Source organism: Nocardioides sp. (genome assembly GCF_024509035.1).
Taxonomy (GTDB): domain Bacteria; phylum Actinomycetota; class Actinomycetes; order Propionibacteriales; family Nocardioidaceae; genus Nocardioides.
The window spans coordinates 1-13,853 of record NZ_JANINT010000179.1 but is presented as its reverse complement, the minus strand read 5'-3'; the positions used below and the strand labels follow the sequence as shown (position 1 = coordinate 13,853).

Genomic DNA, 13,853 nt, shown 5'->3' with positions numbered 1-13,853 from the left:
CACACGTCGCGTGCGTACAAGGATGTCCATGCGCATGGGGCAACCGTAGCCGCACGGGCCTCCCGCCCGCACCTGAGTGTGACAGGCGTCCCAGCATCCGGGACAGCGGTCCCGACATCCGGTCAGCTGCCCTGTCAGGAGCCCTGTCCGGCACGTCCCTCGGGCGTGCAGACGCAGGCGCGGTTGCCGTCGGCATCGGCCAGCACCCAGAACGCCGGAGCGTGCTCGTCGGTGACGAGCGTGCCGCCCGCCTCGAGGGCGCGGTCGATGCGGGCCCGGGCCTGCTCGATGGGGACGACGACGTCGAGGTGGAAGCGCTGCCGCGGGGTCTCGTGGGGCTGGGTCTCCTGGAACCAGAGCGTGACCTGACGCCCGTCGGCGTCGACGACCTCGCGGTCTCCGTGGACCGGGCTGTCGTCGTAGCCGAGCAACGCGCGCCAGAACGGGGCGATGCGGCTGTGGTCGGCGGTGTCGAGCCCGAGCTCGAGCACCTGGACGTCCTCCGGCGCGGCGACGACCCCAGCGCGGCCCGCGATCTCGCTGATCCGTGCCGCCAGCTGCACGTCGCGCTGGGTCACCCCGCCGACGTCGTGGCTGACCAGCTTGACGGTCAGGACCGAGTAGCGCAGGTCGAGGTCGGGGTGGTGGCCGGCCTCCTCGGCCGCCCGGCCGATCTCGTCGACCAGGGCGAGACCGGTCCTGAAGTCACCGGTGGCGAACCGCGCGTGCAGCCCGCCGACCAGCCACCGCCAGTGGCCGAGCCCGGCCTCCTTGACCCGTTCGTAGCTCAGCACGGTCTTGTTGATCTGCTCGTTGCTCTGCTCTGTCATGGCAGCACCACCTGTCCGATCGGTCCGGGGTTGAAGGCGACCTCCCAGCGGTAGCCGTCGGGGTCGCCGAAGTAACCGGTGTAGCCGCCCCAGTCGCGTTCCACGGCGGCGTGCACGGGGTCCGCGCCGGCGGCACGTGCGGTGGCCAGCACCTCGTCGACCTCCTCGCGGGTCGCGACGTTGTGGGCCAGCGTGATCGGCGCGACCCCGTCGCCGCGCACGATCGGACCCACCTCGGCCTCGAAGGCCGCGTCGACCCAGAGCGAGAGCACGACGTGGGCGCCCACCGGGAGCATCAGCACCTCGCCGGGGACGTCGAGGGCCGGCGTCCAGCCCAGGCCGTCGACGTAGAAGCGGCGACTGGCGTCGAGGTCACGGACGGCGAGCGTCACGAAGCTGATCCGCTGGTCCATCCGTCCACCCTGGCACAGCGCGCCGACAGCGTCGCTCGGTCGTCGCGCGGAACTTCCCGGGTTCCCGGGACGCGTCGCCCTGACGGCCGGGACGCCGGGCGGCCGAGCCTGGTGGTGTCATCACCGCACCAGAGGAGATCCACCCGTGAGCACCGTGCACACCACCCCTCCCCCCAGCAGCGGAGCCGGCCGAGACGTGCTCGAGGCCCGTCCGCGCCGCATCTCCCCGACCGTGAGCCGGACCTGGGCACTGATCGGCGCAGCGGCCGGCCTGTTCGGCATCGTCGGGATCCAGGCCTCGAGCCAGATCGACGCGGTGTACGCCGAGGAGTACGCCGGCGACGCCCAGAAGATCACCGACCGGCTCGGCGAGCTGGTCCCCCAGCTGCTCGTGCTCCACTTCGCGATGGTGCTCGCGGCGGTGTTCCTGGTCGTGCTCGCGGCAGGCCTCAAGCGCCGGCTGCGTGCCCAGGCACCGGCCGACAGCCTGCTGCCGGAGGTGGCGGCCGGCGGCCTGGTGCTGACCGCGGTCGCCGCGATGCTGGGCGTCGGCTTCACGACGGAGATCGTCTTCGGGGTCACCAACGACGACATGGTCCTCGACCCGGAGTTCGGGGCGCTCGTCGGCCACTGGACCGGCACGATCCCGTGGCTGTGGCTCGGCGCCGGCCTGACCGGTGTCGCCGTGGCGCTGGCCTCGCTGCGCCACCAGGCGGCGCCGCGCTGGATCGGCTGGACCTCCGCGGTCCTCGGTGGGATCACGCTGCTGTTCGGCATCTCGCCGCTGCAGTACATGGCCGGCTTCACGGGTCCGGTGCTGGTGCTGGTGCTCGGCCTAGGCTTCGCCTTCGGCGACCGCCGGGTCCGGTCCGGGCGCTGATCGGTGGTCGATCCGGCCAGCACCGGAAATATCGTCCGACGACGCCCCCGAGCGACCTAGGCTCCGCGGTCATGAGCGTGGACGCCGCCCCCGGCCCTCTCCCGTTCTCGGCCCCGGCCGGGGACGCCCTCACCGAGCCGGTGGCCCCGGTCACCCGGGAGAGCATCGGACGAGCCCGGGCGGCCGCGGCCATCGCCGTGGCCGCCTGGGCGCTCGCCGTCGTCGCCGTCTCCCTGATGGTGCTCGGCCGGCCGCCCATCGATGCGAACCTGTGGTTCTTCGTCGTCGACGTCACGGTCGCGTGCGTCTACGGCACGGTCGCAGCCGTCACGCTCAGCCGCCGTGCCCACCCGGTGCCGTGGATCCTCGGCGTCGCGGCGGTCGGCGGCGGCCTGGCCGGCTTCGGCTACGCGTACGACGTGTGGTCCTCGCTGCCGGGAGGCCTGGACCCCCACGAGACCATCGCGCTGCTCCAGAACACCGCGTGGGTGCCGGGCACGCTGGCGCTCTTCCTGGTCGTGCCGTGGCTCGTGCGCGACCACCGGCTCGGGATCGAGTGGGTGGGACTGCTCGCGGGCGTGACGCTGACCGCCACCGTCACCGTCGTCGAGGCGCGGGGCAGCAGCGGCCTCGAAAGCCTCTACTGGTGCTCGATCGGGCTCGGAGTCGTGACCGCCGCCGTCGTGGAGGTGCGGCGCCGGCGCGGCCCCGTCCAGGAGCGCAACGGCCTCGGCTGGCTCGCGGTCGGCACGGCGATCCTCGCGGTCTCGTTCGTGCCCGTGCTGACTCAGTGGGGGTGGCTGCCGTACTGGATGACGCCCGTCTTCCACCTCGTGTCCCAGACCGTCTTCCCGGCCGCCGTGCTCGTCGCGGTGCTGCGCAACCGGATGTGGGGCCTGCGGATGGTCGTGAGCCGGGCCGTCCTCGCGGGCCTGCTGACCACCGGCCTCCTGTGCTTCTACCTGGTCGTCACCCTGCTGCTCGCCGAGGTGCTGCCCGGCGACGGCGTGCCGCAGCTGCTCGCGGCCGGCGCCGTCGCGGTCGCCGTGCAGCCGGCCCGCCTCGTGGCCTCGCGCCGCGTGCACCGGCTGGTGTACGGCGAGGCGTCCGACCCGGCCCGCGCCGTCCGGCGTCTGGGGTCCCAGCTGGTCGGCAGCACCACCGTCGAGGAGCTGCTGGGCGGCGTGACCGAGGACATCGGGCGGTCGATGCGCCTGGAGTCGGTGACCGTGGTCGCCGACGGGCTCGAGCCGGTGCGGTGGGGCTCCCCCACCGAGGCGCCGACGCGCGTGGACCTGCAGCACCGCGGCGAGGCCGTCGGCGCGCTCGAGGTGTCGCCGGTGCCGGGCGAGTCGCTCTCGGCACGTGACCTGACGACGCTGCGCGACCTCTCCTCGGTGGTGGCGGCCGCGGTCGCCGTCGCGCGAGCCGGCGCCGACCTCGCCGAGGCACGGTCGCGCCTGGCCGCGGCGCGGCTCGAGGAGCGCCGGGTGATCCGACGCGAGATCCACGACGGGCTCGGCCCGTCGCTCGCCGGCATCCGGCTGGGCCTCCAGGGCGCTCGCAACCTCCTGCAGACCGACCCCGAGGCGGGCCGCGACCTGCTCGCCCACCTCCAGGCCGAGGTGGACGCGGCGACGAACGCCGTACGCAGCCTGTCGCACCACCTGCTGCCGCCCGTGCTCGAGGAGCTCGGGCTGGGCGCCGCGCTCACCGAGCTCGCGAGCCGGTACGACGGCAGTGGTCTCGCCGTGGCGGTCGAGTGCGACCGGTTCGACGAGCTGGACCCGCAGGTCGCCGCGGCGGCGTACGGCATCGCGAGCGAGGCCACCACCAACGTCGCGCGGCACGCGGGCGCCGCGCACTGCATGATCACGGCGGTGCGACACATCGACGGCTACCTCGTCCTGACCGTCGGCGACGACGGCCGGGGCGTCCGGCCCGACGCGGTCGGCGGCGTCGGCAGCCGGTCGATGCGCGAGCGCGCGGAGGAGCAGGGCGGGACGCTGGAGGTCCAGCGCCGCGACGGCGGCGGCACCGAGGTGCGCGCGACGCTGCCCCTCACCGGAGGTCACCGTGGCTGAGCAGTCCCTGCGGGTCGCCGTCGTCGACGACCACCCCGTCTTCCGGCTCGGCATGGTCGGCCTGCTCGGCTCGCTGGACGGCATCGAGGTCGCCTGCCAGGCCGAGGACGCGGCGCAGGCGCTGGCGCGGATCGACGACTCGGTCGACGTCGTGCTCATGGACCTGCACCTCGGCGCGGACTCCGGCATCGAGACGACCCGCTCGCTGGTCCGCGCGGTCCCGTCGCTGGCGGTGCTGGTGATCACGATGGACGAGGACGACGAGTCGGTGGTCGCCGCCATGCGCGCCGGCGCCCGGGGCTACCTCCTCAAGAGCGCCTCACCGGTCGAGGTCGAGCGCGGGATCCGCGCCGTCGCCAACGGCGAGGCGATCCTCGGGCCGGCGATCGCGGCGCGTGCGATGGCGACGCTGACCGCAGGGCGCACGGCGGTGCGCGTGCCGTTCCCCGAGCTCTCCGACCGCGAGCGGGAGGTGCTCGACCTGCTGGCCCGCGGGTTCGACAACGCCTCGATCGCGCGCCGGATGGTGCTCTCGCCCAAGACCGTGCGCAACCACGTCTCGAACGTGCTCACCAAGATGGGCGTCCCCGACCGGGCCGCCGCGATCATCAGGGCGCGGGACGAGGGGCTGGGGGCCTGATCTCGATAGTGCGGTGGGCGCTGGCCCGCGGCGGGTCGCGCGCCTAGGGTCGGGGCATGACCGAGCGCGCGGGGATCGATCCGGCGGTGGCGCCCAGCGGGACCGGGTGCGTGGAGTGCGACGCCGCCGGCGGATGGTGGGTGCACCTGCGCCGGTGTGCCCAGTGCGGTCACATCGGCTGCTGCGACACCTCGCCGGCCCAGCACGCGACCGCGCACTACCGCGCGACCGGCCACCCGGTGATCCAGAGCTTCGAGCCCGGCGAGGAGTGGTTCTGGGACTACGCGGCTGAGGAGGGGTTCGAGGGGCCCACCCTGGCGGACCCGCAGTCCCGTCCCGAGGGCCAGCCCGCACCCGGCCCCGCCGGCCGGGTGCCCGCCGACTGGCGGGCCCACCTCCGAGGCTAGTCCGCTCCACGCCGCGACGTTTGATGGTCGCACCCATCGGGCACGTCAGGTGAGCACCAACCAACCGAACGGAGTGACACCATGCTGTGGACCATCCTCATCGTGCTGGCGATCATCGCGCTCGTGCTGTTCATCCTCGGACGCGTTCGCGGGGGCCGCGGCGTCTGAGTCACAGCCGATGTCTCCCGAGGCACCGTCTCCCTCCACGGGGGCGGTGCCTCGGCGTCTGTCAGGGCGCGGACCACTCCCGCAGCAGCAGCCCGTAGACCCACGAGTCCGACACGACGCCGTCCACGACGCAGTCCTCGCGCAGCGTGCCCTCACGTCGGAAGCCGAGCTTCTCGAGCACGCGCGCGGAGCCGAGGTTGCGGGTGTCGCACTCGGCCTGCACCCGGTTGAGGTCCAGGGTCGCGAACGCCCACCCGAGCAGCGACCGGGCGGCCTCGGTGGCGTGCCCGACGCCCCAGGCAGGCTCGTCCAGGCAGTAGCCCAGCGCGGCGCTGCGGAAGTCAGGGTTCCAGCGGCCCAGCATCACCCACCCGAGGAACGCGCCGTCAGCGGCCTGCTCGAGCACCAGGCGTACGCCGGTCCCCTCCTCCGCCATCGCCCGCGATCGTGCGACGAACGCCGCGGCGCGGGCCCGGTCGGTCCACGGTGGCGCGTCCCAGTAGCGCAGCACGCGCGCGTTGCTGTGCATGGCGAACAGCGCGTCCGCGTCGCCGTCCGCGACCGGGCGGAGCACGAGGCGTGACGTGGTGAGCGTCGGCACCGGGAGCGACACGGCCTACGCCAGCGTCTGCGTGATCTGCCGGGTGTCCTCGTCGGCCACGACCCGCGCGAGCGCGCCGTTGACCAGCGGCAGGTACGGCGCGACGTGCCCGCACTCGACGTCGAGGACGATCGGGATGCCGAGGTCGCCGAGCGCGTCGGCGACCGCGCCGGCCTGGGTCAGGTCGGGCATGTCGGGCGCGTTCGTCCGCCCGATCAGCACGGCGTTCGCGTGCTCGAACCAGCCGGCGTGGCGCAGCGCGTGCAGGGTGCGCGCGATCGTGTAGGCGCCGTCCTCGCAGGCCTCGAGGTAGACGACCAGCCCCTCGGCCGCATGCTCCCGACCGAAGGCCCGGACGTCGCCCCACGGCGTGGCCGCGACCGGCCCCACGGTCTCGATGCAGCCCCCGATGAGCCGACCCGTCACGTCGACCGCCGACCCGTCCAGCACCCGCCATGTGCCGGTGCTCTCCAGCGTCCAGCGGCAGACGCCGGGCTCGGCCTCGTAGTCGTCCCAGCCGTGCGCGCGGTAGCGCCCCGGGCTGGTCTGCGTGAACGGCACGGTGGCGGACGCGACGTCGGTCCAGTGCAGCAGGCCCTCGGGCGGGGCGTAGGGGGTGTCCATCAGGTTGCTGCCGTGCAGGGTCGCCCAGCCGAGCTCGAGCGTCACCGGCACCATCAGCGTGGTGAGGTCGCTGAAGCCCACCACCCAGGTGGGCTCGGCATCGGCGAGCCCGGACCAGTCGATCCGGTCGAGCAGGTCGATCGCCAGCTCCCCTCCCCAGGGCGGCACGACCGCCCGGATCGCGGGGTCGGCGAGCATCGCGGTGAGCTCGGCGGCGCGCTGCTCCTTCGGCGCCGACACGACGCCGTCGATGCCGAGGCACTCGCCGAGCACGACGGAGTAGCCGCGCTCCTCCAGTGCGCGCACGGCGGCGTCGAGCCGCGGGCGGAAGGACGGCCGGATCCCGCTCGAGGGCGCAGTGACACCGATGGTGTCGCCGGGACGCAGGGGGCGGGGGAAGCGCATGCCCCTCATGCTGTCATCTGCTCGAGTCGAAGGCGCGGTCCAAATGGGGCAGGGGCACGTCGCCCAGGACGCGCGCGCCCGGGCAGGAGCTCGGGCTGCTGCCCGGCGGTGGGCGGGTCGGTCACGGGGGCACTTCCAGCAGCGTCCGCGACGGCGGTGGTCCAGACCGCCGGCCCGGGAATGGGCCGGACCGCCGGCCCGTGGCCACCAACCCTGTGAAACCACCCGACTTGAGGAGATCCCCGTGCGTCGTACCGTCCCCGTCCTCGCCGCCACCGGCCTGGCGCTGACCCTGCTGGCCACCCCCGGCGCGGCCCGGCCGGCGAAGCCCCCGAAGCCCCCGAAGCCCGAGGTCGACGCCTTCGACACGACAGCGAACGAGTCCCTGCTGGCGCCGAACGCCACGATCGAGGTCCGCCTGGACCGCAAGGCCGCGAAGCGGGTGACGGTCACCTGGCGGACCGCCGACGGCACGGCCAAGGCAGGCAGCGACTACACCGCGGCGTCGGGGAGGCTGGTCTTCGAGCCCGGCCAACGGCTCAAGCGGATCACCGTGCCGCTCCTCGACGACAGTGCTCCCGAGCGGACCGAGTACTTCTACGTCCGCCTCTCCTCTCCCCAGGCGAAGGTGACCCGCAAGCGCACGGCGATCTCGCTGATCGACGACGACCTCGCGACGTACGCCGGCGACCTGGTGGTCACCGAGCGGTGGGAGCAGGAGGCCAACGGCTTCCACACGCTCGAGACCTGGACGCTGACCTTCCACCCGCAGCTCGCGCCGTTCAACGAGGGCACGGCCTGGTACGACAACGGGTTCGGCCGGTGGCAGCTGACGGGCTCCCGGGTCCTGGAGGACCGCCGGCCCGGGGCGGAGTGCCGCACGATGGAGAAGGAGGTCTACAGCGGTGAGGGGACGTTCTTCACCGAGCCGCACCCCGACACCGACGTCTCCGGCACCGAGGGCGTCCTGGTGCTGAGCAGCTACTTCCCCCAGCACGCCGGCAACCTCGGCCAGAAGCCGTGGCTGCACACCGTCGTCTCCGGTCACACCGACGGGACGACGTACACCTTCGACGGCGAGACCTGCGTGCCGTCGGAGTACACCAACGAGGAGCGCTTCGCGCTCCAGGAGGCGCCGGGCCGGGTACGCGCCGGAGGCGTGGTCTTCGACCACCACGTGCTCGAGGACAACACCACCGACGAGCGCGGGCTCGACACCTACCGGCTCGACGTCACCGGCGAGCTGGCGGCGGTTCAGGCCCCTGCAGCCGCCGTCAGCGCGTTGGCGCGGTCGGCGCGCTCCCAGGTGAGCTCGGGGAGCTCGGGGAGCTCGCGGCCGGAGTGACCGTCGGCCGAGGTCGTGGCGTGGATCGGCCGCAGCAGGTCGTGGTCGCGCAGGATCGCGGCGGGGTCGAGGTCGACGACCTCGAGCACCGCGCGCTGGGAACGCGTGCCCTCAGGTCGTCATCCGCTCGAGGGTCTCGCGAACGAGCTCGAGACCGCGGCGCACCTCCACGAACGACGTCGAGAGCGGTGAGAGGCCGATGCGCAGGCCGTGCGGGTCGCGGTAGTCGGGGATCACGTCGCGCTCCCACAGCGCCGCGGTGACCTCGCGCATCAGCGGGTGGTTGAGCGTCACGTGCCCGCCGCGCAGAGCCGGGTCGCGCGGCGAGGCGAGCACGACCCCCACCGGCGCGAGCAGCTCGTCGGCGACGTCGACGGCGTACGACGTGAGCGCGACCGACTTGGCGCGCACCGCGTCGATGCCGGCCTCCTCGACCAGGTCGAGCATGTCCTGCATCGCCAGCATCCCGACGATCGGCGGGGTGCCGGACAGGAAGCGGCGGATGCCGGGCGCGGGTGCGTACGTCGGCCCCATGAGGAACGTGTCGACCGCGCCCATCCAGCCCTGGATCGGCTGGGCCAGCCGGTCCTGGTGCCGGGCAGCGACGTAGGCGAACGCCGGAGCACCGGGGCCACCGTTGAGGTACTTGTAGGTGCAGCCGACCGCGAGGTCGACCCCCGCCGCGTCGAGCCCGATCGGCACCGACCCCGCGGAGTGGCACAGGTCCCACAGCACGAGAGCGCCGGCATCGTGGACGATGCGGGTGAGCTCGGGCAGGTCCGCCAGCCAGGCCGAGCGGTACGCCACGTGCGAGAGCACGACCAGTGCCGTGTCGGGCCCCACCGCAGCGGCGAGCAGGTCGGCGGTCACGCCGGCCTCGAGGTCGACGTCGATCCACCGCAGCGTCAGCCCGCACTCGCGCGCCACCCCGTCGGCGACGTAGCGGTCGGTCGGGAAGTTGTCGCGGTCGAGCACGATCTCGGTGCGGCCCGGCCGAGCGGCCACGGCGGCGCGCATCAGCTTGTAGAGCAGCACGGTCGTCGAGTCGCCGACGGTCGTCTGGCCGGCGACCGCACCGAGCACCGCCCGCCCCAGCCGGTCCCCGAGCGTCAGCGGCAGCTCGAGCCAGCCCTCGTCCCAGCCGCGGATCAGCCGCCCGCCCCACTCCTCCTCGACGAAGCGCGCCAACCTCGGCCCGGTCACCGCCAGCGGTCGCCCGAGCGAGTTGCCGTCGAAGTAGACGAGCGGCTGGTCGGCGCCGACGAAGCGGTCGCGGTACGCCGCGAGCGGGTCGGCCGCGTCGAGCTGCGCGGCCGACGAGGCGAGGTCCGTCACGGGCGCTTCGCGGTCATCTCGCGGACCTCGGCGTAGCGCTGGCGCACCGCCGGGGTCGGCTCGACCTTCGTCTCGACCACGTCGGCGAGCGGCCACTGCGGGGCCTCGGCCGACCCGGACAGCACCCAGGCCGCCTGGCGGGCGGCGCCGCGCGCGACGTACTCCCCCGGCTGCGGGACGCTGACCGGCAGCCCGAGCACGGCCGAGGCGATCTCGCGCACCGCGCGCGAGCGGGCCGCCCCGCCGACGAGGATGATCCGCTCGACCGGCGTGCCGAGCGCGCGCACGGCGTCGACGGCGTCGGCCAGGCCGCAGAGCATGCCCTCGACGCTGGCGCGGGCGAGGTACGCCGGGGTGGTGGTCTCCAGGCGCATGCCGTGGAGCGCTCCGGTGGCGTCGGGGCGGTTGGGGGTGCGCTCGCCCTCGAGGTAGGGCACCAGCACCATGCCGCCGCTGCCGGCGGGAGCCGAGAGCGCGAGGTCGGAGAACTCGTCGTGGTCGACGCCGAGGATCCGCTCGGCCGAGGCCAGGACGCGCGCGGCGTTCATCGTGGCGACCAGCGGGAGGAACCGACCGGTCGCGTCGGCGAACCCGGCGACCGCACCGGACACGTCGCCGACGGGCCGCTCGGCGACCGCGCAGGCGACGCCGGAGGTGCCGATCGAGACGATCACGTCGCCGGCGACCGCGCCCAGGCCGAGCGCGCTGGCGGCGTTGTCACCGGTGCCGGGGCCGAGCAGCTGCCCGGCGGGCGTGCGGCCCGCGACCTCGGACGGGCCGAGCACCCGCGGCAGGATCGCGTCGTGGCCGAGGCCCAGCTCGAGCAGGTCGCGCCGGTACTCACCGGTGGTCGGCGACCAGTAGCCGGTGCCGCTGGCGTCGCCGCGGTCGGTGACGAGGGTGTCGAGGGAGGCCGCGCCCGACAGCTTCCAGGTCAGCCAATCGTGCGGCAGGCAGACCGCCGCGGTCCGCGCGGCGTTCTCGGGCTCGTGCTGGGCCAGCCAGCGCAGCTTGGTGACGGTGAACGAGGCGACCAGCACCAGCCCGGTGGCATCGACCCACGCCTGCGGTCCGCCGAGCTCGTCGATCAGGTCCAGGGCCGACTGCGCGGAGCGGGTGTCGTTCCACAGCAGCGCCGGGCGCACGACCTCGCCCTGCTCGTCGAGGCAGACCATGCCGTGCTGCTGCCCGCCGACGGCGATCGCCTCGACGTCGTCGAGACCGCCCGCGGCGGCACTCGCCTGCTGGAAGGCCTCCCACCAGGCGTCGGGATGGACCTCGGTCCCGTCGGGGTGCGCTGCCGCACCACTGCGGACGAGCTCGCCGCTCTCCGCGTCACAGACGACGACCTTGCAGGACTGGGTGGAGGTGTCGACCCCCGCTACGAGTGGCACGAGCAGAGGTTAGTCCTCGGGTCGGTGGGAGCGTGGCCACAGGGGGGAATACGCTGCCGACGTGCGCGATCCGTCCGGCCAGAACCTCGTCCTCTCCCACGGCCCCTACCGGGCCGAGGTCGTCACCGTCGGCGCCGGTCTCCGGTCGCTGTCCCACGACGGCCGGCCGATGCTGGCCGGCTGGCCGACGGGTGAGGTGTGCCGCGACTACCGCGGCTGGGTGTTGATGCCCTGGCCCAACCGGGTCGGCGACGGGACCTACGAGTTCGCCGGCCAGCACCACCAGCTGCCGCTCAACGAGCCCGAGCGCCGCAACGCGCTGCACGGGCTGTCCGGCTGGGTGGACTGGACGGTGGTCCACCACGACGACACCCGCGCGTCGCTGACGCTGCCGCTGGTGCCGACCACCGGCTACCCGTTCGTGCTCGACCTCGCCGTCGACTACGAGCTCGGCGCCGACGGGCTGCGGGTCACGATGGCGGCCACCAACGCCGGCACCGTGGCGGCGCCGTACGGCACCGGCCACCACCCGTACTTCACCTTCGGCGACGGACCGGTGGAGGAGCTCACGCTCACCCTGCCGGCGACCACGTGGTGCCCGATGGACGAGCGCGGGCTCGCCGGGCCGGCCGAGCCGGTCGACGGCACGCCGTGGGACTTCCGCGCGGGCCGCACGATCGGCGACGCCGTCATCGACCACCCGTTCGGCGGGCTGGTCGGCTCGCAGGCCTCGATCGTCGCAGCCGACGGCGCCACGACGACGCTGACGCTGCACGAGGGCTTCGACTGGCTGCACGTGTTCACCTCCGACACCCACACCCCGCCGCGGCGCTCGATCGCCGTCGAGCCGACCACGTGCCCGCCCGACGCGTTCCGCTCCGGTGTCGACCTCGTGGTGCTCCAGCCCGGGGAGAGCCACCGGGCTGCGTTCACGATCGCGGGTAGCGCACCCGCGTGACGTAGCCGACCGCGAGCCCCACGGCCACCCCGATCACGGTCTCCACGCCCCGGTCGAGGATGAGGGTGGCGGGCGAGGTCGGCGCGGCCAGGTGCACCATCAGCAGGGCCAGCGGCGTGACCGCCACCAGCGCGAGGGCGTAGTTGCGGCCCACCAGCAGCTCGGCGACCACCTGGAGCACCCCGACCAGCACCACGATCGCCAGCGCCGGCAGGTCGGGGCCGAGCAGCACGCCGGCCAGCACGAGCCCGAGGCCGGTGCCGACCACGCGGTGCAGCCCGCGGACCACCTGGTGGCCCAGGTCGCGCGCCACCAGCGGCACCACCGCGGAGACCATCGCCCAGTAGGGGTGCCCGATGCCGGCCCCGGTCGCGACGGTCCCGGCCAGGAGCACCCCGATCGAGCTCGGCAGGACGTGCCACCGGGCGCTCGCGACGTACGGCGGCCGGTAGCGCGACGTGCGAGGCGCGCCGGGGTCGCGCGCACCGCGCCAGAACGCCCCGACGTTGCCGACCAGCACCGCGAACGCCGCCGAGGCCCCGGCGACGGCGAGGGCGACCGGGACGTCCGAGAGCGTCGACGGCACCGAGGCGCACGCCGCGAGCCCGAAGACCAGGAAGAGCGGCCCGGGCGGGTGCCACTGCTCGGCGTCGGAGGCCAGCGAGCCGAGCGCGGCGACGGCGGCGGTGACCGGCACCGCGATCCAGGCCCGGTGCGGCGAGGTCCCGACCAGGGTGCCGATCCCGATCGCGAGGGTGAGGTAGACCGCGAGGCGGCTCTGGAGCTGGACCCGGGCGAGGTGGACCCGCTCGCGCCCGTAGAGCGAGGTGAACGCCCCGAACGTCGCGTAGATCGACCAGGCCGACCGGTCCGCGGCCCACAGCACGAGCAGCGGCACCAGGACGCAGACGCCCGCCCGGACCGCGACCCGGTGGGCGCCGGCGTGCGGACCGACCGTGACCAGCCGGCGGCGCAGCTCGCTCACTGGAAGCTCACGAACCTCACGCGAGGTCGCAGCGCGTGGACGGCGGCCGGCCCCATCCGGTCGACGTCCTCGTCGTAGAACAGCTTGAAGCCCATCGTGAACTGTCGGGGCCGGGCGACGGCGGCGTACGTCGCGCGCTTCTGGTGCCGGGTGCCGAAGCCGTCGACGTGCTGGACCATGGCCAGGCCCGGGCGGCGGCGCACCTCGTCGATCCCGAGGACCATGTCGGTGCGGAACTGGTGGAGCACGAAGAGCTTCTCCGGCAGGTGGTTGTCGCGGGTGAGCCGCGCGAGCCACGCGGACGTGCGGTCGACCTCCGCGGCGCGCACCTGGCCGATCGTGCGCGCCGGCACCTGGTGGCTGCCCATCCGCCACTCCGGGTCGAGCGCGAGCCCGACCCACGGGTCGCGCAGGGCCCAGGCCCAGCGCTTGGCGACGTCGAGGAACCCGGTGCGCCCGGGCTGGATGTCGAGCAGCAGCAGGGCGCCGTTGCGGTGTGCGGCCTCGACGTACTGCTCGACCACCGACCGCGGGATGTCGTGGCTGTAGTCGCCGTCGGGGCCGGGGTGTGCGTCGACGACCGTGACGATCAGCTCGTAGACGTGGCGCAGCGGGCGGTCGGCGGAGCCGAAGGCCCGGGCCGCCCGGTGCAGCCGGGCGTCCATCGTGTCGGGGTCGCTCTCGCCCAGGACGCCCATCGACGGGGTCTGCCCGGTGCCGTAGTAGGCGACCAGGAAGTGGTGGCCGCCGAAGACCTTCGTGCCGCCGCCGGGGAGCGACGCCG

The 13,853-nt window shown here is 74.2% G+C and carries 14 protein-coding genes and 1 pseudogene; 6 read left to right on the top strand and 9 right to left on the bottom strand.

From position 1 onward, the window contains the following. Positions 1 to 134: 134 nt before the first annotated feature. Together Q0L15_RS13695 and Q0L15_RS13690 are read right to left on the bottom strand one after the other, a co-directional pair. Positions 135 to 830 (bottom strand): VOC family protein, encoded by a 696-nt coding sequence (locus Q0L15_RS13695; protein WP_296605004.1) that lies wholly within the window; start codon positions 828 to 830, stop codon positions 135 to 137. Next, on the bottom strand, positions 827 to 1,243 hold the full coding sequence (locus Q0L15_RS13690; protein ID WP_296605003.1) for a VOC family protein: 417 nt from the start codon (positions 1,241 to 1,243) through the stop codon (positions 827 to 829). The genes Q0L15_RS13695 and Q0L15_RS13690 overlap by 4 nt, the downstream gene beginning before the upstream one ends. Before the next feature lie 145 nt (positions 1,244 to 1,388). On the opposite strand from Q0L15_RS13690, the gene Q0L15_RS13685 reads away from it, so the two are divergent. The 4 genes from Q0L15_RS13685 (at position 1,389) to Q0L15_RS13670 (ending at position 5,254) form a co-directional block, all read left to right on the top strand. Beyond that, positions 1,389 to 2,123 (top strand): hypothetical protein, encoded by a 735-nt coding sequence (locus Q0L15_RS13685; RefSeq protein WP_296605002.1) that lies wholly within the window; start codon positions 1,389 to 1,391, stop codon positions 2,121 to 2,123. A 71-nt stretch (positions 2,124 to 2,194) separates the two neighbouring features. Next, on the top strand, positions 2,195 to 4,207 hold the full coding sequence (locus tag Q0L15_RS13680; RefSeq protein ID WP_296605001.1) for a sensor histidine kinase: 2,013 nt from the start codon (positions 2,195 to 2,197) through the stop codon (positions 4,205 to 4,207). Then, positions 4,200 to 4,847 (top strand): response regulator transcription factor, encoded by a 648-nt coding sequence (locus tag Q0L15_RS13675; protein WP_296605000.1) that lies wholly within the window; start codon positions 4,200 to 4,202, stop codon positions 4,845 to 4,847. Before Q0L15_RS13680 ends, Q0L15_RS13675 begins: the two co-directional genes overlap by 8 nt. 56 nt (positions 4,848 to 4,903) lie before the next feature. Beyond that, positions 4,904 to 5,254 carry a UBP-type zinc finger domain-containing protein gene (locus Q0L15_RS13670; RefSeq protein WP_296604999.1) on the top strand — a complete coding sequence of 117 codons (351 nt, stop codon included), beginning with the start codon at positions 4,904 to 4,906 and terminating at the stop codon, positions 5,252 to 5,254. A gap of 229 nt (positions 5,255 to 5,483) precedes the next feature. Here Q0L15_RS13670 and Q0L15_RS13665 read toward each other — a convergent pair whose 3' ends face one another. After that, entirely contained in the window at positions 5,484 to 6,035 is a 552-nt protein-coding gene (locus Q0L15_RS13665; protein WP_296604998.1) for a GNAT family protein, read from the bottom strand. 3 nt (positions 6,036 to 6,038) lie between these two features. Beyond that, positions 6,039 to 7,052 (bottom strand): S66 peptidase family protein, encoded by a 1,014-nt coding sequence (locus Q0L15_RS13660; protein WP_296604997.1) that lies wholly within the window; start codon positions 7,050 to 7,052, stop codon positions 6,039 to 6,041. A 244-nt stretch (positions 7,053 to 7,296) separates the two neighbouring features. Here Q0L15_RS13660 and Q0L15_RS13655 point away from each other — a divergent pair, with 244 nt between their 5' ends. Further along, positions 7,297 to 8,397, top strand: coding sequence for a Calx-beta domain-containing protein (locus Q0L15_RS13655; protein ID WP_296604996.1), 1,101 nt, complete (start codon positions 7,297 to 7,299; stop codon positions 8,395 to 8,397). Here the strand turns inward: Q0L15_RS13655 and Q0L15_RS13650 are convergent. The 3 genes and pseudogenes from Q0L15_RS13650 to xylB all read right to left on the bottom strand — a co-directional run. After that, positions 8,307 to 8,513: pseudogene (locus Q0L15_RS13650) on the bottom strand (methionine adenosyltransferase); the annotation flags it as partial. The gene Q0L15_RS13655 and the pseudogene Q0L15_RS13650 sit on opposite strands and share 91 nt — an antisense overlap. Then, entirely contained in the window at positions 8,509 to 9,732 is a 1,224-nt protein-coding gene (locus tag Q0L15_RS13645; RefSeq protein ID WP_296604995.1) for an aminotransferase class V-fold PLP-dependent enzyme, read from the bottom strand. The gene Q0L15_RS13645 and the pseudogene Q0L15_RS13650, both read right to left, overlap by 5 nt. Continuing rightward, complete coding sequence (gene xylB / locus Q0L15_RS13640) at positions 9,729 to 11,126, bottom strand: xylulokinase (RefSeq protein WP_296604994.1); 1,398 nt, start codon at positions 11,124 to 11,126, stop codon at positions 9,729 to 9,731. The genes Q0L15_RS13645 and xylB overlap by 4 nt, the downstream gene beginning before the upstream one ends. 61 nt (positions 11,127 to 11,187) lie before the next feature. Between xylB and Q0L15_RS13635 the strand changes: the two genes are divergently transcribed. After that, positions 11,188 to 12,084, top strand: a complete 897-nt coding sequence (locus Q0L15_RS13635; RefSeq protein ID WP_296604993.1) for an aldose 1-epimerase family protein — start codon at positions 11,188 to 11,190, stop codon at positions 12,082 to 12,084. Here the strand turns inward: Q0L15_RS13635 and Q0L15_RS13630 are convergent. Continuing rightward, a complete protein-coding gene (locus tag Q0L15_RS13630; RefSeq protein ID WP_296604992.1) occupies positions 12,056 to 13,069 on the bottom strand; it encodes an FUSC family protein in 1,014 nt (337 codons plus the stop codon). The genes Q0L15_RS13635 and Q0L15_RS13630 overlap by 29 nt on opposite strands. After that, positions 13,066 to 13,853, bottom strand: a 788-nt coding sequence (locus Q0L15_RS13625) for a hypothetical protein (protein WP_296604991.1), incomplete at its 5' end; no start/stop codon positions are given. The genes Q0L15_RS13625 and Q0L15_RS13630, both read right to left, overlap by 4 nt.